Annotated in this window: 18 protein-coding genes; 14 read left to right on the top strand and 4 right to left on the bottom strand. The window is 73.8% G+C overall.

Translation table 11 applies throughout. The features are described 5' to 3' along the window. Nucleotides 1-43 precede the first annotated feature (43 nt). On the top strand, nucleotides 44-1,498 hold the full coding sequence (locus tag ACIP2X_RS13440; protein ID WP_401671524.1) for a glyceraldehyde-3-phosphate dehydrogenase: 1,455 nt from the start codon (nucleotides 44-46) through the stop codon (nucleotides 1,496-1,498). 67 nt (nucleotides 1,499-1,565) lie between these two features. Here the strand turns inward: ACIP2X_RS13440 and ACIP2X_RS13435 are convergent, their stop codons facing one another. Beyond that, nucleotides 1,566-3,119 carry an alpha/beta hydrolase gene (locus tag ACIP2X_RS13435; protein ID WP_401671522.1) on the bottom strand — a complete coding sequence of 518 codons (1,554 nt, stop codon included), beginning with the start codon at nucleotides 3,117-3,119 and terminating at the stop codon, nucleotides 1,566-1,568. Nucleotides 3,120-3,268: 149 nt separating this feature from the next. On the opposite strand from ACIP2X_RS13435, the gene ACIP2X_RS13430 reads away from it, so the two are divergent. The 11 genes from ACIP2X_RS13430 to ACIP2X_RS13380 all read left to right on the top strand — a co-directional run bounded on the left by ACIP2X_RS13430 (nucleotide 3,269) and on the right by ACIP2X_RS13380 (nucleotide 15,950). Then, nucleotides 3,269-4,525, top strand: coding sequence for an ATP-grasp domain-containing protein (locus ACIP2X_RS13430; RefSeq protein ID WP_401671520.1), 1,257 nt, complete (start codon nucleotides 3,269-3,271; stop codon nucleotides 4,523-4,525). Beyond that, nucleotides 4,522-5,349, top strand: a complete 828-nt coding sequence (locus tag ACIP2X_RS13425; protein WP_401671518.1) for a Rossmann-like domain-containing protein — start codon at nucleotides 4,522-4,524, stop codon at nucleotides 5,347-5,349. Before ACIP2X_RS13430 ends, ACIP2X_RS13425 begins: the two co-directional genes overlap by 4 nt. Then, on the top strand, nucleotides 5,346-6,428 hold the full coding sequence (locus ACIP2X_RS13420; protein WP_401671516.1) for a PLP-dependent cysteine synthase family protein: 1,083 nt from the start codon (nucleotides 5,346-5,348) through the stop codon (nucleotides 6,426-6,428). Before ACIP2X_RS13425 ends, ACIP2X_RS13420 begins: the two co-directional genes overlap by 4 nt. Next, on the top strand, nucleotides 6,425-7,459 hold the full coding sequence (locus ACIP2X_RS13415; protein ID WP_401671514.1) for a mandelate racemase/muconate lactonizing enzyme family protein: 1,035 nt from the start codon (nucleotides 6,425-6,427) through the stop codon (nucleotides 7,457-7,459). Before ACIP2X_RS13420 ends, ACIP2X_RS13415 begins: the two co-directional genes overlap by 4 nt. Continuing rightward, complete coding sequence (locus ACIP2X_RS13410; RefSeq protein ID WP_401671512.1) at nucleotides 7,456-8,697, top strand: MFS transporter; 1,242 nt, start codon at nucleotides 7,456-7,458, stop codon at nucleotides 8,695-8,697. Before ACIP2X_RS13415 ends, ACIP2X_RS13410 begins: the two co-directional genes overlap by 4 nt. A gap of 8 nt (nucleotides 8,698-8,705) precedes the next feature. Further along, nucleotides 8,706-9,509 carry a class I SAM-dependent methyltransferase gene (locus ACIP2X_RS13405; protein WP_401671510.1) on the top strand — a complete coding sequence of 268 codons (804 nt, stop codon included), beginning with the start codon at nucleotides 8,706-8,708 and terminating at the stop codon, nucleotides 9,507-9,509. 28 nt (nucleotides 9,510-9,537) lie between these two features. Next, complete coding sequence (locus tag ACIP2X_RS13400) at nucleotides 9,538-11,112, top strand: ABC transporter substrate-binding protein (RefSeq protein ID WP_401671507.1); 1,575 nt, start codon at nucleotides 9,538-9,540, stop codon at nucleotides 11,110-11,112. Further along, complete coding sequence (locus ACIP2X_RS13395) at nucleotides 11,109-12,062, top strand: ABC transporter permease (protein WP_401671505.1); 954 nt, start codon at nucleotides 11,109-11,111, stop codon at nucleotides 12,060-12,062. The genes ACIP2X_RS13400 and ACIP2X_RS13395 overlap by 4 nt, the downstream gene beginning before the upstream one ends. Continuing rightward, entirely contained in the window at nucleotides 12,059-12,859 is an 801-nt protein-coding gene (locus tag ACIP2X_RS13390; RefSeq protein ID WP_401671503.1) for an ABC transporter permease subunit, read from the top strand. The genes ACIP2X_RS13395 and ACIP2X_RS13390 overlap by 4 nt, the downstream gene beginning before the upstream one ends. Further along, nucleotides 12,856-14,478, top strand: a complete 1,623-nt coding sequence (locus tag ACIP2X_RS13385; protein ID WP_401671501.1) for an ABC transporter ATP-binding protein — start codon at nucleotides 12,856-12,858, stop codon at nucleotides 14,476-14,478. Before ACIP2X_RS13390 ends, ACIP2X_RS13385 begins: the two co-directional genes overlap by 4 nt. A gap of 182 nt (nucleotides 14,479-14,660) precedes the next feature. Beyond that, a complete protein-coding gene (locus ACIP2X_RS13380) occupies nucleotides 14,661-15,950 on the top strand; it encodes a phosphodiester glycosidase family protein (protein ID WP_401671499.1) in 1,290 nt (429 codons plus the stop codon). Nucleotides 15,951-15,998: 48 nt separating this feature from the next. Here the strand turns inward: ACIP2X_RS13380 and ACIP2X_RS13375 are convergent, their stop codons facing one another. Continuing rightward, the gene (locus ACIP2X_RS13375) at nucleotides 15,999-17,828 is read right to left on the bottom strand and encodes a glycoside hydrolase family 15 protein (RefSeq protein ID WP_401671496.1); all 1,830 of its coding nucleotides are present in this window, start codon (nucleotides 17,826-17,828) and stop codon (nucleotides 15,999-16,001) included. 88 nt (nucleotides 17,829-17,916) lie between these two features. Next, nucleotides 17,917-18,696, bottom strand: a complete 780-nt coding sequence (locus ACIP2X_RS13370; RefSeq protein WP_401671494.1) for a DeoR/GlpR family DNA-binding transcription regulator — start codon at nucleotides 18,694-18,696, stop codon at nucleotides 17,917-17,919. Nucleotides 18,697-18,823: 127 nt separating this feature from the next. Between ACIP2X_RS13370 and ACIP2X_RS13365 the strand changes: the two genes are divergently transcribed. Together ACIP2X_RS13365 and ACIP2X_RS13360 are read left to right on the top strand one after the other, a co-directional pair. Continuing rightward, nucleotides 18,824-19,699 (top strand): SIS domain-containing protein, encoded by an 876-nt coding sequence (locus ACIP2X_RS13365; RefSeq protein WP_401671491.1) that lies wholly within the window; start codon nucleotides 18,824-18,826, stop codon nucleotides 19,697-19,699. A 73-nt stretch (nucleotides 19,700-19,772) separates the two neighbouring features. Continuing rightward, nucleotides 19,773-20,633, top strand: a complete 861-nt coding sequence (locus ACIP2X_RS13360) for a ketose-bisphosphate aldolase (protein WP_401671488.1) — start codon at nucleotides 19,773-19,775, stop codon at nucleotides 20,631-20,633. Nucleotides 20,634-20,981: 348 nt separating this feature from the next. Here ACIP2X_RS13360 and ACIP2X_RS13355 read toward each other — a convergent pair whose 3' ends face one another. Beyond that, nucleotides 20,982-22,115: a methyltransferase gene (locus tag ACIP2X_RS13355; RefSeq protein WP_401672356.1), complete on the bottom strand. Its 1,134-nt coding sequence runs from the start codon at nucleotides 22,113-22,115 to the stop codon at nucleotides 20,982-20,984. Nucleotides 22,116-22,145 lie beyond the last annotated feature (30 nt).

The following is a 22,145-nucleotide window of genomic DNA, read 5'->3' as shown; positions in this document are numbered from 1 at the left end:
TGTGGTTAGCATATGAGCGCCACCTAGCTCGAAAGATAGGCCCGTGACGATCAACGACGACTCGTTCACCAACTGGAAGAACCGCGAGGAGATCGCGGAGTCGATGATTCCGATCATCGGGAAGCTGCACCGCGAGCGGGACGTCACCGTCCTGCTGCACAGCCGCTCCTTGGTGAACAAGTCGGTCATCAGCATCCTCAAAGTCCACCGGTTCGCCCGCCAGATCGCCGGCGCCGAGCTCTCGGTCACCGAGACCATGCCCTTCCTCCAGGCGCTGACCACCCTCGACCTCGGCCCGTCCCAGATCGACATCGGCATGCTCGCGGCCACGTACATGGCCGACGACCGGGGCCTCGGCGTCGAGGAGTTCACCGCGGAGGCCGTCGCCGGCGCCACCGGTGACGACCGGGCCGAGCGGCGTGAGCCGCGCGACGTCGTCCTCTACGGCTTCGGCCGCATCGGCCGCCTCGTCGCCCGGCTGCTGATCGAGAAGGCCGGCTCGGGCAACGGACTGCGGCTGCGCGCGGTCGTCGTCCGGGGCGGCGGTGGCCGGGCCGACGAGGACCTCGTCAAGCGGGCCTCGCTGCTGCGCCGCGACTCCATCCACGGCCAGTTCCAGGGCACGATCACCGTCGACGAGGCGAGCAGCACGATCGTCGCCAACGGCAACGAGATCAAGGTGATCTACTCCGACGACCCGACGTCGGTGGACTACACGGCGTACGGCATCAAGAACGCCATCCTCATCGACAACACCGGCAAGTGGCGCGACCGCGAGGGCCTGTCCAAGCACCTGCGGCCGGGCATCGACAAGGTCGTGCTGACCGCCCCCGGCAAGGGCGACGTGCCCAACATCGTGCACGGCGTCAACCACGACATGCTCAAGCCGGACGAGAACATCCTGTCCTGCGCGTCCTGCACCACCAACGCGATCGTCCCGCCGCTGAAGGCGATGGAGGACGAGTTCGGCGTGCTGCGCGGCCACGTGGAGACCGTCCACTCGTTCACCAACGACCAGAACCTGCTGGACAACCACCACAAGGCCGACCGCCGCGGCCGTTCCGCGCCGCTGAACATGGTGATCACCGAGACCGGCGCCGCCTCCGCCGTCGCCAAGGCCTTGCCCGAGCTGAAGGCGAAGATCACCGGCAGCTCGATCCGCGTCCCCGTGCCGGACGTCTCGATCGCGATCCTCAACCTGCAGCTCGCCCGCGAGACCACCCGCGAGGAGGTCCTCGACCACCTCCGCGAGGTGTCCCTGACCTCGCCGCTCAAGCGCCAGATCGACTTCACCAGCGCTCCCGACGCGGTCTCCAGCGACTTCATCGGCTCGCGCCACGCCTCGATCGTCGACGCCGGCGCCACCAAGGTCGAGGGCGACAACGCGATCCTCTACCTCTGGTACGACAACGAGTTCGGCTACTCCTGCCAGGTCGTCCGGGTCGTCCAGTACGTCTCCGGCGTCGAGTATCCGACCTACCCGGCACCGGTCGCCTGACCCGCCGCACGCTGCACGCTGCACGCCGCCCGGACCGAGATTCGCCACGGTCCGGGCGGCGGCGTACTCACCGGGGCGACGGCTCCGGCAACCCAGGTCCCGCGCACCGCACATCCGCCGCCGGGACCTGCCCGTCGACCAGGTACGCCGCCACCGTGCCGTCCACGCACGCGTCGCCCCGGCTGGCGAACACCCCGTGCGAGTGGTCGTTCTCCAGCGTCACCAGACGTGAGCCGGGCAGCAGCCGCCGTAGCTCCCGCGCGCCCGCGACGGGCGTGACCGGGTCGTGCGCGGAGGCCACCAGGAGCACGGGCGGCACGCCCGCGCCACCGAGGGGCGTGCGGCGGGACGGGCGATGCTGCCAGTAGGCGCAGGTGGACGCCTCCATGCCGGTCAGTACCGGCTGAGGGTCGACACGGCGGGTGCGACGGATGTCCGTCAGGACGCGGGCGGGCGTCGGCGCCGGCCCGTCGGCGCATTTGACGATCCGGTTCGCCGCCTCGTAGTTGCGTGAGGCGGCGCCGTCGAAGGGTGACGCCGGGCGCAGGCCCGTCACCGTGCCGTCCCGCAGGTGGGCGCGCAGTGCGTCGGCGAGCCCCGACCAGCGTTCGGTGCGGCCCAGGGCGCGGTACACCGCCCGGTCGAACCCGGCCGCCCCGATCCCCTCCACGGGCCGCAGAGCCAGCTCCCGCCGCACCCGCAGGTAGGCCTCGCGGACCGCCGCCGCATGGTCGCCCAGCCCGAAGCGGTCCGCGTGCGCGGCCGTCCACGCGAAGAAGGTGTCGCGCTGCCGCAGCAGCGCCCGGCTCTGCAGGACGTCGAAGTCGTACCAACTCGACGGCCCGACCACGCTGTCGAGCACCATCCGGTCCACCCGCCGGGGGAACAGGGCCGCGTAGGCCGCGCCGAGACGGCTGCCGTACGAGACACCCAGGAAGCTCGCCGACCGCTCGCCGAGCGCGGCGCGGATCGCGTCCATGTCGTGGGCGGTCTGCTCGGTGGAGAGGTGCGCCGTCACGCCGGCCGAGCCCGCCGCGCAGTCGTCGGCCGTCCTGCGCAGCGAGGCCAGGTACGCGCGTTCCGCCGCCCGGCCCACCGGCACCGGGTCGGCGCCGGGGCTGTCGAAGAGCCCGCCCATCGGACCGCAGTCGGCCGGCGCGCTGAGGCCGACGCCGCGCGGATCGAACCCGACGACGTCGTACGAACGCCGCACGCTCTCGGGGAGTTTGGCCCGCTTCGTCACCGCGTACGGCAGTCCGGAGCCGCCCGGGCCGCCCGGGTTGACCAGCAGGATGCCGCGCCGCTGCGCGGGCGTTCCCGAGGCGCGGACACGGGAGACGGCTATCTCGATCCGCGGCCCACGGGGGCGGTCCCGGTCGAGCGGCACCGTGACGCTGCCGCACTCGACGCGGTCCGGGGCGGGCGGCGCCGGCACGGAGGCGGGGCAGGCCCCGAAGCGGAGGGCCGGGGCGGCGGTGTGGGCCTTCCCGGCCGCCGGGGGTGAGGGGGCGAGGGCCGCGGCACCGGCCGCGAGTGCGCACAGCAGGGCGGTGCGGCGGGAGGAAGGGCGGGGGGAAAGGCGGAGGGAAGGGCGGAGGGAAGGGCGGGGGGAAAGCGGCACGCGGCGCTCCGAACGCTTGTTGGACGGTCAGATGACAATGGGAATCATTATCGCTAACGTGTGCTGCGCACAACCTGGCGCCCCGCTCTCCAGCGAGGGCCCCGCCGGGCTGCCCTGACGTCTGAACCAAGCGCCTGAAAAGGGGAGTTGTGGGTCATCTGCTGGTGATCGAAAGCTGGGTCGGCTCGATGAGCAGACTGCTGCCGCGTGCGATCCGGGAAGGAGGACACGAGTTCACGTTCCTCACCCGTGACCTGCACCACTACCTGCGGTCGGCACCGGAGGGCACCGCGCATCCCCTGCTCGGGGCCCGCACCATCGTCACCGCCGACACCAACGACACCGATGCCCTGTTGTCCGAGGTCGAGCGGCTGCACTCGGTGCTCGGCTTCGACGGCGTCCTGACGTCCTGCGACTACTACCTGCCGACGGCGGCCCGGGTCGCCGGCCGTCTCGGCCTTCCCGGACCGGGTCCCCAGGCCGTCCGGAACGCCTGCCGCAAGGACGCCACCCGTCGCGTCCTCGCCGCGGCAGGGCTGCCCCAGCCGCGGTTCGCCGTCCACGAGGAGTGGGCGGATCTCGCGCGCGCCGCCCGCGAGATCGGCTACCCGCTGGTCGTCAAACCCGTGGACCTGTGCGCGGGCATGTACGTGCGGCGCGTGGACGACGAGGCCGCACTGGCGGCGGCCTTCCGGGCGCTGGCCGGTTTCCCCGTGAACGCGCGCGGGCAGCGCCGGGCACCGCTCGTCCTCCTGGAGGAACTGCTGGACGGGCCCGAGGTGAGTGTCGAGACCGTCTCCCACGCGGGCACCGTGCACGTCGTGGGCGTGACCGACAAGAGCGTCGGCGGAGCACCCGCGTTCATCGAGACCGGCCACATGTTCCCCGCCGCCCTCGGCCCCGAGAGCACCGAGGCCGCCGAACGGACCGCGCGCGACGCCTTGGAGGCGCTCGGGCTGACCGACGGGGTGGTCGCGCACACCGAGATCAAACTCACCTCCGCCGGCCCACGCGTCGTCGAGGTCAACCCACGCCCCGCGGGCAACCGCATCACCGAGCTGGTCCGCCACGTCACCGGCGTCGACCTCGCCGCGGCCTTCGTCGACGTCGCCCTCGGCCGCACCCCGGACCTGCGCCGCACGGACACCGGTCTGCGCAGCGCGGCCATCGGCTTCCTCGTGCCGCACACCAGCGGCACCCTCGAAGCCCTCGACGGCACCGGACCGGGGGCCGCACCCGGCGTGCTGGAGGCGCGGTTCGCCGAGCCCGGCCGCCCGGTCGAAGCGGCCGGGAGCAACAACGAGTACCTCGGCCACGTCATGGCCGGCGACCCCGAAGGCCCCGGCGCGCGCGAGCGCGTCGAGACCCTGCTGACCGAAGTACGCGCCGGGATGGTGATCCGATGACCTTCGGCACCGCCACGGACGGGACACTCGCCGGCCTCGTGGACCGCGTCCGGGCCGGAGAGCTCGGCTTCGACCCCGCCGCTGTGCGGATCGCCGTCGCCTTCACCACCCGCCAGGCCGTACGGCACGCCGGGCGCGGCACCGGCTACCGCAACGAGGTCCTCAGTCTGCGTCTCGCCGAGGCCGTCGGCTCGTGCGCCGTCGAACCCGGGGCCCTGCCCGAGAGCGCCCTCGACGACTGCGTCGGCGCGGACGTGGCCCGGCTGCTCGCCCACCCGCTGCTGCCGGTGCGCGTGGCGGCGCTCGACGCGGCACTGACGCACCACCTCCCGCACACGCCGGAGCGCGGCGCCGAGCCGGTACGGCTGCCCGCCGGCTCCTCGCTGGAGAAGTCACGGGCCCGCGCACGGGCCGTCGTCGAGCTGCTCGATCCGCCGGCCGGATCGACCGTGCTGGTCGTCGGGGTCGTCAACTCGCTGCTGGAGGAGCTGCGGACGCGCGGGGTCCACTGCGTTCCCTGCGACCTGAAGGGCGGGGTCACCGAGTGGGGCGAGCCGGTCGGCACCGACGCGCTTGCCGCCGCCGCCCGCTGCGACGCGCTGCTCGTGTCCGGGATGACGCTCGGCAACGGCACCTTCGACCCGCTGCGCTCGCACGCCCAGCGGCACGGCAAGCGGCTGGTGATGTTCGCCCAGACCGGCGGTGCCGTCCTGCCCCGTTTCCTCGGGCAGGGCGTGAGCGCGGTGTGCGCCGAGCCGTACCCCTTCTTCTGGCTGGACGGCGGACCCGGCGTGATCCACCGCTACCGCGAGGAGGAACGATGACCACCACCACCGCCCTCCGCGCACCGGCGCGCCCCGAACTGCTCGACCTCCTCGGCCGCACCCCGCTCGTCCGGATCGGCACCGAACTGCCGGGTCCGCACCCGGGGTTCTGGGCCAAGCTCGAAGGTCTCGCGGCCGGCGGGATGAAGGCGCGCGCCGCCGTGTCGATGCTGCTCGGCGCCCGCGAGCGCGGCGAGCTGCTGCCCGGCGCACCCGTCCTGGAGTCGACGTCCGGGACGCTCGGCCTCGGGCTGGCCTTCGCGGGAGCGGCCCTCGGCCATCCCGTGGTGCTGGTCGGTGACCGCGAACTGGAACCGTCCATGCGGCAGTTGCTGCGCGCCCACGGCGTACGGCTGGAGATCGTCGACCGGCCCGCCCCGCGCGGCGGCTGGCAGGCGGCGCGGCTCGCACGCCTGCGGGAACTGCTCGCCGGCCTGCCCGGCGCCTACTGGCCCGACCAGTACAACAACCCCGACAACACGGCCGGATACGCCTCGCTCGCCGCCGAACTGGCCGTCCAGCTCGACCACCTGGACGGCCTGGTGTGCAGCGTCGGCACCGGTGGCCACAGCGCCGGCATCGTCGCCCCGCTGCGCCGGCACTGGCCGGCCCTGCGGCTCATCGGGGTCGACGCGACCGGGTCGACGATCTTCGGCCAGCCGGCCCGGCCCCGGGTGATGCGCGGCCTCGGCAGCAGCATCCACCCCCGCAACGTCGCCCACGACGCCTTCGACGAGGTGCACTGGGTCGGTCCCGCCGAGGCGGTGGACAGCTGCCGCCGCCTGGCCCGCGGCAGTTTCGTCACCGGCGGCTGGAGCACCGGCGCGGTCGCGCTCGTCTCCGCCTGGGCGGCCCGCGTCCATCCGGGGGCGGTCGTCGCCACCGTCTTCCCGGACGGGCCGCACCGCTACCTCGGCACCGTCTTCGACGACGACTTCACCACCGCGCACGGCATCGACCCCGCCACCGCGGCCCGGCGCCCCGTCGAAATCCCGCACCCGCGCGCCACCGAGGCGACCGGATGGGTGCGCTGCACCCGTGTCACCGACCCCCTCGACTCCCCGGAAGACCCCCTGTGAAGGCCACCCGGCGCACCGTGCGCCTCGAACTCGCCGAGCCGCTGCGCATCTCCCGCTCCACCATGTCCGCCCGCGACGCCGTGTGGCTGACCGTCGAACACGACGGGCTGCACGGCCACGGCGAAGCCGTCACCAGCGTGTACTACGGCCTCGGCACCGAGACCTTGGAGCGGCTCCTCGCCGACGTCCCTCTGGCCCGGTACGCCGACCCCGAGAGCGCGCTGGAGGCACTGCGGGCCGGGCGGCTCGCCGGGGACGCGCCGCCCGCCGTCACCGCCGCCGTCGAGGCCGCGCTCCTCGACCTCGTCGGCAAGCGCGCGGGCAGCCCCGTCCACCGGCTCCTCGGTGCCGCCGCCCCGCCCGTCGCCGCCACCGCCCGCACCCTCGGCATCTGCGCACCGCTGCACGCGGCCGCCCAGGCACGGCGCCTGGCCGCCGCCGGATTCGAGGTCCTGAAGGTCAAGGCGGGCACCCCCGACCCGGAGGAGGACATCGAGCGCGTCCGCGTCATCCGCGACGCCGCGCCCGGCACCCGGCTGCTCCTCGACCCCAACGGGGCCTGGACACCGGCGCGGGCACCCGAACTGCTCGCCCGGTTCGCGGACCTTGGCGTCGAAGCCGTCGAACAGCCCCTCGCCCCGGGCGACCCGGAGGCATTGGCGGCCCTCGCCGAACGCTCCCCGCTGCCGGTCGTCGCCGACGAGGACGCCGTGGGCCTCGACGACGTCCGCCGCCTCGCCGGCCGGGTGCACGGTGTCAACGTCAAACTCGCCAAGTGCGGCGGCGTCCACGCGGCGCTGCGCATCGCCGAGGCCGTCGAGGGCAGCGGGACCGCGCTGATGCTCGGCTGTCTCACCGCCAGCACCCTCGGCCTCGCGCCCGCCGTGCACCTCGCCGACCGCGCCCGCTGGGCCGACCTCGACGGACATCTGCTGCTCGCGCACGACCCGTGGACAGGGATCGGCGGCGCCGACGGCTTCGTCCGCGCGCCCGACCGTCCGGGGCTCGGCGTCGAGGAGGTGGCGGCATGAGGACGTGGCACGAGATACGACGGTTCCCCCTCGCCGTACGCCTGCTGCTGGTCAACCAGTTCGGCGTCAACGTCGGCTTCTACCTGCTCATCCCCTACCTGGCCACCCATCTCACCGAGAACCTCGGCATGTCGGCGGCGCTCGTCGGCGTCGTCCTCGGGATACGCAACCTCAGCCAGCAGGGACTGTTCGTCATAGGCGGATCCGCCGCCGACCGTCTCGGGGCGCGCGGCGTGATCATCGCCGGGTGCGCGCTGCGGACCGTCGGGTTCGCGCTGTTCGCGCTCGGCGACGGTCCGGCCGTGCTGCTGGCCGCGTCCGCGCTGAGCGGCCTCGCCGGGGCCCTGTTCAACCCCGCCGTACGGGCCTATCTGGCGCAGGAGTCGGGGGAGCGCAGGGCCGAGGCCTTCGCGCTGTTCAACGTGTTCGCCACGGCCGGGGCGCTGATCGGCCCGCTGCTCGGCAGCATGCTCCTGCTCGTCGGATTCCGTACCTCTGCCCTCACCGCCGCCGCGATCTTCGGGCTCCTGACGCTCGCGCAGGCCCTGGTCCTGCCCGCGCGCCGAGCCGAGCCCAGCGAGGGCGGGGTCCTCGCCGACTGGCGCGAAGTCGTCGGCAACCGTGCGTTCCTGGCGTTCGCGCTCGCCATGGTCGGCATGTTCACCCTGGAGAACCAGCTCTACCTGCTGCTGCCGTCCGGCGCCCGCGAGGCCACCGGCTGGGACGGCGCCGCAGGCCTGGTCTTCCTCGTCGGCACCCTGGTCAACCTCACCCTGCAACTGCGCCTCACCCGGGCCCTGAAGCGGCGCGGTCACCGGGCCCGCTGGATAGCCGCCGGACTGCTGCTGATGGGCCTGGCCTTCGTGCCGCCCGCCACCGTGGCGGGCACCGGCTCCGCCGGGGCGCCTGCGGCCGTGGCGCTCCTGCTCGGCACCCTCCTGCTTTACGTCGGCATCATGACGGCCTCCCCGTTCGTCATGGAGCTGATCCCCGGCTTCGGCCGCCCCGGACTGACCGGCACCTACTACGGGATCTTCTACGTCGTCTCCGGCGTCGCCGCCGCCCTCGGCAACACCGCCGTCGGCTGGGCCATGGACACCGGGGAGCACCGCGCGCCATGGCTGCCCTGGGCGTGCTGCGCCCTGTTCGGGGTCGGCTCCGCCCTCGGCGTCGCCCTGCTGCACCGGCGTGACGCGCTGCCGTCCCCGCGACCGACGCCCGTACCGGCCACGGTCTGAGGAGAGCCATGTCCCCGACGACACCCGCGCACAACCTCCTCTGCGACCACCCGGAGCTGTACGAGGCCCGCTTCCCCGATCCCGGCCGTCTCGCCGGCCGCTGGGCCGAGGACCGCCTGCGGCGGTACGGCGCCGGCCCCCGCGTCCTCGACATGGGGTGCGGCACCGGGCGCGACGCCGCCCATCTGCACGGCGCCGGGCGCCGGGTGACCGGCGCCGACGTCTCCGAGACGATGCTGGCGCACGCCCGTGCCCACCATCGCGGACCCGACTACGTCCGCGCCGATCTGCACGGCTTCGACCTCGGCCGGGGCGCATTCGACGCGGTGGTGTGCCTGGACAGCGCGCTGCTGTACTGCCACACCAACGAACAGCTCGACGGCTTCCTGAGGTCCTGCCGACTGACCCTCACGCGGGGTGGCCTGCTGGTCGCCGAGATGCGCAACGGCGCCTACTTCCTCGGCCGTACCGACCTGCTCGACACGCCGAAGGCCGACTCCTTCACCTGGCGGGGCACGGAGTACCGGTCCACCACGACCCTCACCGTGGACCGCACCGCCGGGCTCCTGCGCCGCGTCAGGACCTGGAGCGCCGACGACGGATCGGCTCCCGTCACCCAGCGTTCCGCCTGGCGGCTGCTTCTCCCGCAGGAGCTGCGGTTCGTGCTGGCCGCGCACGGCTTCGAGGTCCTCGACCTGCACGACGGACCGGGGCCGCGCACCGAGCCGCGGTGGAGCGAGGGCATGGCCCCGGGCACCACGACGGACGCCGACCGGCTGCACCTGGTCGCGCGCCTCACCACCCCCCACTGACCTGTCCCTCCCACCCCAAGGAACCCTCATGCACCACGAACGCCTCCCAGGCCTGCGCCGGCGCGGCTTCCTCGCCGCCACCGGAGCCGCCTCCCTCGGCGCCCTCGCGCTCCCCGGCTGCGACTCCTCCGGCGACACCGGGACCGGCGCGGGCGACGGAAAGCCACGGCGCGGCGGACGGCTGCGCGCCGCGTTCGCCGGGGGCGGCGCGAGCGAGACCCTCGACCCGCACCTGGCCAACCTCTTCGTCGACGTGGCCCGCGCCAAGGCGCTGTACGACAAGCTCGCCGACCACGGCCCCGACCTCGCCGCACGCCCCCGCCTCGCCGCCCGTTGGGAGCCCAACAGGACGCTGGACCGCTGGCAGGTCACACTGCGCGAGGCCACCTTCCACGACGGCAGGCCGGTCACCGCCGCCGACGTCCTGCACAGCTACCGGCGGATCGCCGACCCGAAGCAGGCGTTCCGCGCCAGGGCCTCCCTGGAGCCGATCGACCTCGACGCCAGCCGCGCCACCGGCGAGCGCGGCATCGAGTTCGTGCTGAAGCGTCCCACCGCCGAATTCCCCAACGTGCTGGCCGCGTTCGGCGCGTACATCGTGCCCCGCCACGCGTCGCCCGGGGCAGGGCGGCAGCCGATCGGCTCGGGGCCCTTCCGGTTCGTCTCCTTCGCCCCCGGCCGCTCGGCCGTGGTCCGCCGGTACGACGGCTACTGGGACGGCGCCCCGTACCTCGACGAGCTGGAGTTCGTCGTCGCGAACGAGGAGTCCGCGCGCGTCAACGCCCTGCTCGGCGGGCAGGTCGAGTACGCCCACGAACTCAACCCGACCACCGCGCGCGCCCACGAGAAGCAGGGGCGGATCGCGATCGTCCGCCTGCGGAACAGCGCCATGCAGGCCTTCGCGATGAAGACGGACCGGCCGCCCTTCCACGACGCGCGGGTCCGCCAGGCCTTCTTCCTCATCGCCGACCGGGCGGAACTCGTCGACGGCGCCCTGTCCGGGGCGGGCGAGGTGGGCAACGACCTGTTCGGCAAGGGCTACGAGTACTACGCCGACGGTCTCCCGCAGCGGGAGCAGGACCTCGACCGGGCACGGGCCCTGCTCAAGCGGGCCGGCGCCGAGGACCTCCGGGTCACCCTGGACACCTCGGCCGTCGCCGCCGGATTCGCCGAGGCCGCGAGCATCTTCCGCGACCAGGCGAGGAAGGCGGGTGTCACCGTCGAGGTGCGGATGGGCAGCAAGGACTCCTACTGGAGCGACATCCTCGACAGCGGCACCCTGTCCTGCTACCGCTCCGGCGCCATGCCCATCGAGGCGCACATCTCCCAGCGACTGCTCACCGACTCCGCCACCAACGCCACCAAATGGCGGCACAAGGACTTCGACGCGCTCTACCGGCAGGCCCAGTCCACCAGGGACAGGACCGAACGGGCCGCCGTGTACGGGCGGATGCAGCGCCGCCTGTACACCGAGGGCGGCTTCCTCGTGTGGGGCTTCGCCGACTGGATCCTCGGCACGGCGCGCAACGTCCGAGGCGTCGCGAAGGACGCGCCCGCCAACACCCTCGACTGGGCACGGTTCGACAAGGTGTGGCTGGGGTGAGCGGACTGCGCTCCTTCGTCGCCCGGCGGCTGCTCCTCGGTGTCGTGCAGACCGCGGCCGTGGTGCTGCTGGTCTTCGCGCTCACCGAGGCGCTGCCGGGCGACGCGGCGGTCGCGCTTGCCGGGGACCAGCCCGACCCGGCACGCGTCGCCGCGATCAGGGAGGCCATGCAGCTCGACCGGCCCGCCCACGAACGGCTGGCCGACTGGGCCGCGGGCCTCACGCACGGCGACTTCGGGACCTCGCTCGCCTCCGGCCGCCCGGTCGCCCAGTACATCAGCGGCGGTCTCGGCCCCACCCTGCTGCTGGCCGCGCTCACCGTCGCCCTGCTCGTGCCGCTCGGCTTCGGCCTCGGCGTGCTGGCCGCACGGCACGCGGGGCGGCCGGTCGACCGCCTGGTCAGCTCGGTGACGCTCGCCGTGTACGCCGTCCCGGAGTTCGCGCTGGGCGTGCTGCTCGTCGGCGTCCTGGCGCTCCAGCTGGGCTGGCTGCCGCCGACCGCCCTCGGCTACGGCACCGATCTGCTCGCGCATCCGGCCGCGCTGGTCCTGCCGGTGCTCGTCCTGGTCGCGCGGCCCGTCTGCTCGCTGGCCCGCCTGGTGCGGGCCGGCATGGTCGACGCCCTGGCGGCGCCGTACGCGGTGCACGCCCGCCGCTACGGCGTCGCCGGCGCCCGGGTCCGCTACGCGCACGCCCTGCCCAACGCCCTCGGACCGGCCGCCCAGCAACTCGCGCGCACGATCGACTGGCTGCTGTGCGGCGTCGTCGTCGTGGAGGCCCTCTACGTCGTCCCCGGACTGGGCACCGTCCTGCTCGACGCCGTCGCCGAACGCGACGTGCCGGTCGTGCAGGGCCTGGCCGTCGTCTTCGGCGTCCTTGCCGTCGTACTGAACCTCGGTGCCGACCTGGTCGCCCACCGGTTCGCGCCACGGGCGGGGGTGGCCGCGTGAGGCCCCGGTTCCTGCTCGGCGCGGTCGTCGTCGCCGTACCGCTCGCACTGGCCCTGCTGGGACCGCTGTTCGCGGGCGAACCGGGCCCGCGCGGCATGTCCTTCGCACCGGGGGACGGCCACCTGCTCGGCACCGACTTCGTCGGCCGGGACGTCTGGCACCAGGTGCTCCACGGCGGCCGGCCGGTGGTGGTGACCGCGCTCGCGGCGACCGCGCTGGCCTACGCCGTCGCCCTGCCCCTCGGCCTGCTGGCCGCGCTGACCCACCGGCGCACCCTGGAGGAACTGCTGATGCGGCCCCTGGACGTGCTGCTCGCGGTGCCGTCGCTGCTGCTGATCCTGCTGGTGGCCGCGGTGTTCGAGCCGGGCGCGGGCGGACTGGCCCTGCTCGTGGCGGTGGTCAACATCCCGGACGCGGCCAGGATCGTCCGCGCCGCGGCGGCGCAGGCCGCCGCACGGCCCGCCGTCGAGGCGCTGCGCATGCAGGGCGAGTCCTGGTGGCGCATGGCCGTCGGGCACGTGGCCCGTTCCACGCTGGGCACCCTCGCCGCCGACGCGGGCGTCCGCCTCACCGGCGTGCTCCATCTGGTGGCGACCGCCGCGTTCCTCGGCGTCGGGGTCGCGCCGGACGCCGCCGACTGGGCGGTCATGGTGGACCGCAACCGCACCGGCCTCGCCGTGCAGGCCTGGGCCGTCGTGGTGCCCGCCCTGCTGATCGTCGCCCTGACGACGGGCAGCAACCTGCTGTTCGACGCCGCGCTCGACAAGCGCGGCACAGAAAGGGGACGACAGCCGTGAACGACGTACCGGATCAGCCGGATCCCGTCGCGGAGATCACCGGACTGCGCGTCGAGATCGACGGCAGGGCCGTCGTCGACGGCGTCGACCTGCGGCTCCTGCCCGGCAGGGTGACCGCGCTCGTCGGTGCCTCCGGCAGCGGCAAGACCACGACCGGTCTCGCGCTGCTCGGGGAATACCCGCCGGGCGCCCGTGTCACCGGCGACGTCCGCGCTGCGGCGGCTGTCGGCCATGTCCCCCAGCATCCGTCCGCCGTGCTCAACCCCGCCCGGCGCGTGTCGGCGCTCCTCGACGACATCGCCCACGTCCGGGTCCGGGACCTGCCCCGTCGCGCGCGGCGGGCGGCGGCCCGCGAACGGGTCCTGCGCGCGCTCGCCGACGCACAGCTCACCGAGGGCGAAGCCCTGCTGGACCGCTACCCGCACCAGCTCTCCGGTGGTCAGCAACAGCGCGTGGTCCTCGCCCAGGCGCTGCTGTCCGGCGCCCGGATCGTCGTCGCGGACGAACCCACCACCGGACAGGACGCCCTCACCAAGAGCCGGATCGTCGACCACCTGGCGGCGGTGGCCGCGCAGGGCATCGCAGTGCTGCTGCTCAGCCACGACCTCGACGTCGTACGGGCCCTCGCCGACGACGTCCTGGTCATGCGCGCCGGCCGGGTCGTGGAGTCGGGTCCGCCCGCGCGGCTGTGGAGCGCGCCGCGCCACGCATGGACCCGGCGGCTCCTGCGGGCGGGGACGCCGGCCGCCGGGGACGGGACCGCGCCGCCCGGCGCTGCCGGGGTACTGACCGTGCGGGACCTCACCGCGCGTCACCGAGACGGTCGCCGGGGTACGCACACGGCGGTGCGGGTCCCCGCTCTCACCCTCGGCGCGAGCGAGTGCCTGGCCGTCGTCGGTCGCTCCGGCAGCGGCAAGACCACCCTGGCGCGCTGCCTGGCCGGGCTGCACCGTGACCACGTCGGGGAGATCCTGCTGGACGGCCGCGCGCTGCCCCGCAGTCTGCGCGAGCGTGATCGCGCCCAACTGGCGGCGGTGCAATACGTCTTCCAGGACGCGCGGGCCGCCTTCGACGAGTTCCGGCCCGTCGTCTCCCAGGTCGCTCGTACGGCCGTGCGCCTGCGCGGCGCCGACGAGCCGACCGCCCGGACGGAGGCGCTCGCCACGCTCGCGCGCCTCGGCCTCCCGGAGCGACTGGCCGGCCGCCGGCCCGGGCAGCTCTCCGGTGGGGAACTCCAGCGTGCCGCCCTGGCCCGTGCCCTCCTCGCCCGCCCCCGGGTCCTGATCTGCGACGAGATCACCTCCGGGCTGGACCCGGTCACCCGCCGCGGCATCCTCGACGTCCTCGCGGGACTCCTCCACGACGGATCCGGCGACGGCGACGACCGCGGTGACGGCGGCGGCCACCGCGGACGAGAAGGCGGACGCCACGGCCACGACCTCTCCCTCGTCCTGATCACCCACGACCTGGCCACCGCCCGTCTCGCACGGCGCGTCGCCGTCCTGGAAGCGGGCGAACTGGTCGACATCGGCTTGGCCGATCAGGTACTGGACGCGCCTCGGCACATCCCTACCCTGTCCCTCATGACGAACACAGAGCGCCTGGCGGCACGGAGTTGACGGCCCGTCGCCCGATGCCCGACCGGGCCGAGGCTCTTCACCGGCAGGCAACGCGTCGTTACCCGTGGCCGTCACCTCCCGGCCAACTTGCCCCGCTGTGGGAGTGGTTGTTAACCCACGCGGTGGTATGGGGCCAACTGGCGAAGCGGTGGCTGTTGCCTGTGGCTCGGACCCTCGCGAGCATGACAACGACCAGAGCCGGACTGTCCCGTGTCGCCGCGGCCACCGCCGCGGCCTTCGCCCTCCTGGCCGCCCCCTCCGCCGAGGCCGCCCCTCCTGCTCAGGCCGCAACCGCCGCTCAGGCCGCCCCCGTGGCCCGGACCCTGCCTCTCGGCGACGCCGACCTGGTGGAGACCCGCACCAGCCAGACCCTGGCCCGCGGTGTCACCCTCACCCGTATCGTCCGGGGCACCGAGCCCGCACCGGCCGACGAGATCAACACCACGACCCGCGGTCCCTGGGTCGTCAACGTCCTGACCATCGACCCCCGCAAGGCGCGCGGCCACCTGGAGGCCACCTACGGCCCCGACCTCGCCCGCACCGAGAAGACCACCGACCTCGTCCGCGCCTCCGGGGCGCTCGTGGGCGTCAACGCCTCCTTCTTCACCTTCACCGCCAACCCGCAGTACCCGGGTGACCCGGTCGGGCTCGGTCTGTACGGCGGCAAGCTGCTCAGCGAGCCGTCCAGCGACCCCGCCGAGGTCAACTTCGTCGTGGACTCCCGCACCGACCGGGTCGTCATGGGCAAGCTGAGCTGGTCGGGCAGCGTGCACAACCGGGCCACCGGGGCGAGCCTGCCGCTGGAGTTCCTCAACCACCCGCCGGTCGTCCCCGCCGGGTGCACCACGCTCCCGGACCAGACCCAGTGCACCCAGCCCGGTGACGTCGTCCGCTTCACGCCCGAGTTCGCCGCGGCCACCCCGTCCGGCGCCGGCGCCGAGGTCGTCCTCGACCGGCGCGGCTGTGTCGTCCGTAGCTCCACCACCCGGGGCACGCAGCTGACCACCGGTCAGACGTCGCTCCAGGCGACCGGCCGTGAGACGGCCTCGCTGCTACAGGTGGCGGGCGAGGACTGCCTGCGGACCCGTTCCGACCTGGTCGACGAGCAGGGCCGGCGGGTCGCGCTGCACAGCGGCCTCACCGGCGTCAACGGCCGCTACCGGCTGACCGCCGAGGGCGAGATCGTCGTCCCGGACGGCACGGGCAGCTTCTTCGACCGCAACCCCCGCACCGTCGGCGGCACCACGAAGGACGGCCGGATCGTCCTCGCGACCATCGACGGCCGGATGACCAGCAGCGTCGGTACCACCATGGACGAGACCGCCGCCGTCGCCCAGGCGCTCGGCATGCACGACGCGGTCAACCTCGACGGCGGCGGCTCCACCGCCATGTCCGTCCGGGGCGAACTGGTGAACCGGCCGAGCGGCACCACCGAGCGGCTCGTCGGCGACGCCCTGATCCTGCGCGACTGACCCCGCCGTCCCTCCCGCTGACCGGCCGGCGCCCGTGCGCCCGGCCGGTCAGCCGAGGGCCTTGTCCAGGTTGAACGCCGCGCTGATCAGCGCGAGATGGGTGAACGCCTGCGGGAAGTTGCCCTGCTGCTGGCCGGTGTGGCTGATCTCCTCGGCGTACAGGCCGAGATGGTTGGCGTAGGTGAGCATCTTCTCGAACGCCAGCCGTGCCTCCTCCACCCGCCCGGCGTGCACCATCGCCTCGACGTACCAGAACGAGCAGATCGAGAACGTGCCCTCGTCGCCGCGCAGCCCGTCGGGGCTGGCCCGCGGGTCGTAGCGGTAGACCAGCGAGTCGGACACCAGGTCCTCGGTGAGGACGTCCAGCGTGGACAGCCACTTGGGGTCGGTGGGCGCGATGAACTTCGACAGCGGCATCATCAGGACCGCCGCGTCCAGCACCTCGTCGTCCTCGTGCTGGACGAACGCCTGACGCCGCTCGGACCAGCCATGGCTCATGATCCGCCGGTAGATGGTGTCCCGTACGCCCCGCCACCGCACGATGTCCGCGGGCAGCCCGCGCCGGGTGGCCATCCGGATGGCCCGCTCGATGGCCACCCAGCACATCAGGCGCGAGTAGAGGAAGTTCTTGCGGCCGCCGCGGGTCTCCCAGACCCCCTCGTCGGGCTGGTCCCAGTTCTCGCACACCCAGTCGACCAGGGCGCACACGTCGTCCCACTGGGCGCTGGAGATCGGCTGCGCCCACTTGTCGTACAGATAGATGGAGTCGATCAGCGCACCGTAGATGTCGAGCTGGAGCTGGTCGGCGGCGGCGTTGCCGATCCGTACCGGGGTCGCGCCCTCATGCCCCTCCAGATGGCCGAGTTCCCGCTCGGGCAGGTCGGTGCGGCCGTCGATGCCGTACATGATCTGCAGCGGGCCCGACGGCTTGCCGTCGCCCGGGGTGATGTGCCGGGTCACGAACTTCATGAACGCGTCGGCCTCGCCGGTGAAGCCCAGCCGCAGCAGCGCGTACACGCAGAAGGCGGCGTCGCGTACCCACACGTACCGGTAGTCCCAGTTGCGTTCGCCGCCCAGCTGCTCGGGCAGGCTGGTGGTCGGCGCGGCCACGATCGCACCGGTGGGCGCGTAGGTGAGCAGCTTCAGGGTGAGCGCCGAGCGGTGCACCATCTCCCGCCACCGGCCGCGGTACTTGGAGGCCGACAGCCAGCGCCGCCAGTACGCCACCGTCGCCGAGAACTGCGCCTCCGCCTCCCGGCTCGGGCAGCAGCGCGGAGCCACGTCCTCGCCGACCTGGTCCAGCGCGAACACCGCCGACTCGCCCTCGGAGAGCTTGAAGTCGGCGCGGGCGTCGAGACCGGCGGCGTCCAGGGGCACCGTGGAGGTGAGGCCGAGGGACAGGTCGGCGGACTCGAAGACCGCCACGTCGTTCACCATGCGCAGGGTGTGCGGCTGGGTGCCGTAGTCGAAGCGCGGTGCCACCCGGGCGCGGAACGGGATCGCGCCGCGCACGCACAGCACCCGCCGGATCAGCCGGTGCCGCTCCGCCTCGGCGGCCCCGGTGATCGGCATGAAGTCCTGCACCTCGCCGACGCCGTCCTCGGTGAAGAAGCGGGTGATCAGGACGTTGGTGTCGGGGAAGTAGAACTGCTTGGTACGCGCGGGCACGGAGGCCGCCAGCTCGAAGCAGCCGCCCCGCTCCGCGTCCAGGATCGACGCGAAGACGCTCGGCGCGTCGAACGCGGAACAGCAGTACCAGTCGATCGTGCCGTTGGAGCCGACCAGGGCGACGCTGCGCAGATCGCCGATCAGCCCGTGCTCGGAGATCGGCAGATACCCGGAGCGCCCGGGCGCCGTCCCGCGCGGTGTCCCGTCCATCGCAGCCTCCCGCAACCGGCCCGCACTGCGTCTCTTAAGCTTAGGCGCGATCGGTCGAGGCGGCGGGACGACAAGGGCCCGCCGGGGGTCAGACCGCCACCACCGTCACGCCCGCCTCCTCGAAGCGCCGCACCGTCTCCTCGTCCGCCGCCGAGTCCGTGACAAGCGTGTCCACCAGTTCGGTGCCGCAGATCCGGGCGAAGGCGCGCCGCCCCAGCTTGCTGGAGTCGGCCGCGACGACCACCCGCTCGGCGCGCTCGCACAGCAGCCGGTTGATCGCGGCCTCCGCCTCGTCGTGCGCCGCCGCCCCGTCCGTGACGTGCAGTCCGACGACCCCGAGCACCGCCACGTCCAGCGTGATCTGGCTCAGCACCCCGTCCGCCAGCGGCCCGATCAGCTCGTAGGACTGCGCCCGCGCGACCCCGCCCGTGACCACGATCTTGAACTGCGGACGCACCGCCAGCTCGTTGGCGATGTTCAGCGCGTTGGTGACGACGGTCAGCGCGGGCGCCCCGCTGGCGAGGTCGCCGCGCACGGCCAGGGCCCGCGCCACCTCGGTGGTGGTCGTGCCGCCGGTCAGCCCCACCGCCTCGCCGGGCGCGACCAGATCGGCGACCGCCTGGGCGATGCGCTGCTTCTCGGAGGCGCGGCGGGCGGTCTTGTAGCGCAGCGGCAGTTCGTACGAGACTCCGTGCACGACCGCGCCACCCCGGGTGCGGACCAGCATCTGCTGCTCGGCGAGCCCGTCGAAGTCCCGGCGGATCGTCGCGGTCGACACCTCCAGTTCCGCCGCCGCCTCCTCCACGTCCAGCCGGCCGCGCTCGACGAGCAGTTCCAGCAGCGCCTTCCAGCGGGCGTCCCGCGACATCCGCACCTCCCTGCACGTTCCTCGGTACCGGTGACCCTAGCGCAGCCCTTGATCGGCAGAATGCTTGATTCTGCTCGAAACGGCGCTGTATCTTGCAGGAACAATCAAACGCAGGGAGGGGTACGGCATGACGCATGTCGAGGACGAGCTGCGCAGCCAGCCCGAGTGCTGGACCCGGGCCGCCGCGCTCGCGCCGGAGCACCGCGAGGCGCTGCCCGCCCCGGGGGAGCGGGTCGCGATCGTCGGATGCGGCACCTCGTACTTCATGGCGCAGTCCGTCGCGGCGCTGCGCGAGGAGGCGGGCCAGGGCGAGACGGACGCCTTCGCCGCCTCGGAGTTCCCCCGTGGCCGCGGCTACGACCGGATCCTCGCCCTGAGTCGCTCGGGCACCACCACCGAGGTGCTCGACCTGCTCCGCACGGTGCACGGACGCACCCGCACCTCCGCGATCACCGCCGACCCGCACACGCCCGTCATGGCCGCCGCCGACGACGTCGTCGTCCTCGACTTCGCCGACGAGCGCTCGGTCGTGCAGACCCGCTTCGCCACCACCGCCCTCACCCTGCTCCGCGCCCACCTCGGCCGGCACACCGACGCCGCCGTCACCGACGCCCGCACCGCACTCGACGCCGAGCTGCCCGAAGGGCTCGTGGAGCGCGGCCAGTTCACCTTCCTCGGCACCGGCTGGACCGTGGGACTCGCCCACGAGGCCGCCCTGAAGATGCGCGAGGCGGCCCAGGCGTGGACCGAGTCGTACCCGGCGATGGAGTACCGGCACGGCCCCCTCAGCATCACCACCGAGGGCACCGCGACCTGGATGCTCGGACCCGCCCCCGAAGGGCTCGCCGAGCAGGTGAGGGCCACCGGCGGGCAGTGGGTGGCGGGCGGCCTCGACCCGCTCGCCGAACTCGTCCTCGCCCAGCGCCTCGCCGTGGCCGTGGCGACGGCCCGCGGCCTCGACCCCGACCGGCCCCGCCACCTCACCCGCTCGGTGATCCTCTGACACCCGCCCGCGAGGACGGGCCGACGCGCCCCTGCCCGCGTGATCCTCCGCGCATTACCAGCAAGGAGAAGCCGTGCCCCTGGTGACCACCGGCGAGCTCGTGACGCGCGCCGCCGAGGCCCGCTCCGCCGTCGCCGCCTTCAACATCATCACGCTGGAACACATCGAGGCCGTCGTCGCCGGCGCCGAGAGCACCGGCGACCCGGTCGTGCTCCAGGTCAGCGAGAACGCCGTCACCTTCCGCTACGGCCGGCTGCTCCCGCTGGCCCGCGCCGCCGTCACCGCCGCCGAACGCGCCGCGGTCCCCGTCGCCTTGCACCTCGACCACATCCAGAGCGACAGCCTGCTGCGCCAGGCACCGGACGCGGGCTTCAGTTCCGTCATGTACGACGCCGCGCGCCTGCCCTACGCCGAGAACCTCGCCGCGACCCGCGCCGCCTCCGACTGGGCGCACGCCCAGGGACTGTGGATCGAGGCCGAACTGGGCCAGGTCGGCGGCAAGGACGGCCGGCCGCCGCTGGACGCCCACGCGCCCGGCGCCCGCACCGACCCCGCCCAGGCCCGCGCCTTCGTCGCCGACACGGGCGTGGACGCGCTGGCCGTCGCCATCGGCAGCAGCCACGCCATGACCACCCGCACCGCGACCCTCGACCACACCCTCCTCAAGCGGCTCTCCGGCACATTGGACGTCCCTCTCGTCCTGCACGGCTCGTCCGGAGTGCCGGACGGCGAACTGACGGCGGCCGTCGCGGGCGGTGTCACCAAGGTCAACGTCGGCACCGCCCTCAACCTCGCCATGACCGGCGCCATCAGGGAGTTCCTCGCCGCGCATCCGGAGGCCGTCGACTCGCGCAAGTACCTCAGCGTGGGGCGGGAGGCGATGGTGCGGACGGTCGCGGCGCTCCTGCGGACGCTCGGCGCGCCCCGGCCCTGACACACGGCGCCCCGGCGGCCGCGCTCCGGTCCTTGACGGCTCGGCGCCCCGGCGGCCGCGCCTCGGCTCTGACGCTTGGCGCCCCGGCGGCTGCACCTCGGCTCTGACGCTCGGCGCCCCGGCGGCTGCACCTCGGCTCTGACGTGCGGCGCCCCGGCGGCGGCGCTCCGGTCCTTGACGGCTCGGCGCCCCGGCGGCCGCGCCTCGGCTCTGACGCTTGGCGCCCCGGCGGCGGCGCTCCGGTCCTTGACGGCTCGGCGCCCCGGCGGCCGCGCCCCGGCCCTGACGTACGGCGCCCCGCGACCGCGGCCCGGCCTGACGCGCGAACCCGGGGCCCCGCGAAGGGGCCTACCGCTTCACGGCCCTCAGCACCACGAACTTCGGGTCGCTCGCCACCAGAGCGCTGTTGCCGAACAGCCGCCGCAGCTTCAGGTGGTACCCGAGATGCCGGTTGCCGATCACCCACAGCTCACCACCCGGCCGCAACGCCCGCCGCGCGCCCGTGAACATCCGCCAGGCCGTCGCGTCGGTGGTCGCCTGGTGCGAGTGGAACGGCGGGTTGTTCAGCACCAGGTCGACGCTGCCGGACGCCACCCCGGCCAGCCCGTCGCCGACCCGGAACTCGGCGTGCCCGGGCGCCCCGTTCGCCTCGTACGTTGCCTCCGCCGACGCCACGGCCTGGAAGGACTCGTCCACGAACAGCAGCTCGGCGGCCGGGTCGGCCACCGCCACGGCCGTACCGACCACGCCGTTCCCGCACCCCAGGTCCACCACCCGGCCGGCGCCACCGGTCCGCGGCAGATGGGCGAGGAAGAAGCGCGTGCCGATGTCGAGCCGGTCCGCGCAGAAGACCCCCGCGTGATTGACGACCGTGCGCCCGGAGACCGCTCCGACGTCCGCGGGCAGCGTGTAGCGGTACGGCCAGGGGTTCACGGGGCGCCGCCGCGACGGATCCGGAGAGCAGAGGATCAGCCGCGCCTTCTTCTCCGCGAGCGAGGTGCGGGTGGGGCCGAGGATCCGCTCGAACAGGTCCAGCGTCGAGGTGTGGATCTCCTTCACCATGCCGGTGCCGACGACGACCGTGCCCTCGTGCACGGCGGGCGCCAGCCGCAGCAACTGGTCCTCCAGCAGCGCCAGGCTCTTCGGGACACGGACGAGGAGCACGTCGATCCGCTCGGGCGGCGGGTCCTGCGTGGTGCGCAGCGACACCGTGCCCGGTGCCACCCCGGACCGCGCGAGGTTGGCCCGGGTCGCCTCCTGGGTGAGGTACGAGTCGGTGATCTGCAGCGGCGCGTGCCGCGCGAGCGCCGTCACCAGCGCGCCCCAGCGGTCCCCCACGACCACGACCGTCCCCGACAGCGGGACCTCCTCGGCCGCGAGATGCCTGAGCAGATACTCGTCGGAGGCGTCCCAGGCGCGCAGGCGGTCGCGCGGGTCCTCGGGGAAGCGGGCCAGCGCGAGCTCGCCCCAGGGCGTCGTCATACGGTCGTTCATCGTGCCGTCCAGGCTAGC

Source organism: Streptomyces sp. NPDC089424 (genome assembly GCF_044749345.1).
GTDB lineage: Bacteria > Actinomycetota > Actinomycetes > Streptomycetales > Streptomycetaceae > Streptomyces.
The sequence above is the reverse complement of the archived record's forward strand: the minus strand, read 5'-3'. Positions and strand labels throughout refer to the sequence as shown.

What these genes read in the sequence shown, in the direction of transcription:
- ACIP2X_RS13380 (WP_401671499.1), top strand. Translation starts at nt 14,661, where the DNA reads ATGACAACGACCAGAGCCGGACTGTCCCGTGTCGCCGCGGCCACCGCC.
- ACIP2X_RS13425 (WP_401671518.1), top strand. Translation starts at nt 4,522, where the DNA reads ATGACCTTCGGCACCGCCACGGACGGGACACTCGCCGGCCTCGTGGAC.
- ACIP2X_RS13375 (WP_401671496.1), bottom strand. Translation starts at nt 17,828, where the DNA reads ATGGACGGGACACCGCGCGGGACGGCGCCCGGGCGCTCCGGGTATCTG.
- ACIP2X_RS13370 (WP_401671494.1), bottom strand. Translation starts at nt 18,696, where the DNA reads ATGTCGCGGGACGCCCGCTGGAAGGCGCTGCTGGAACTGCTCGTCGAG.
- ACIP2X_RS13405 (WP_401671510.1), top strand. Translation starts at nt 8,706, where the DNA reads ATGTCCCCGACGACACCCGCGCACAACCTCCTCTGCGACCACCCGGAG.
- ACIP2X_RS13365 (WP_401671491.1), top strand. Translation starts at nt 18,824, where the DNA reads ATGACGCATGTCGAGGACGAGCTGCGCAGCCAGCCCGAGTGCTGGACC.
- ACIP2X_RS13410 (WP_401671512.1), top strand. Translation starts at nt 7,456, where the DNA reads ATGAGGACGTGGCACGAGATACGACGGTTCCCCCTCGCCGTACGCCTG.
- ACIP2X_RS13355 (WP_401672356.1), bottom strand. Translation starts at nt 22,115, where the DNA reads ATGACGACGCCCTGGGGCGAGCTCGCGCTGGCCCGCTTCCCCGAGGAC.
- ACIP2X_RS13420 (WP_401671516.1), top strand. Translation starts at nt 5,346, where the DNA reads ATGACCACCACCACCGCCCTCCGCGCACCGGCGCGCCCCGAACTGCTC.
- ACIP2X_RS13400 (WP_401671507.1), top strand. Translation starts at nt 9,538, where the DNA reads ATGCACCACGAACGCCTCCCAGGCCTGCGCCGGCGCGGCTTCCTCGCC.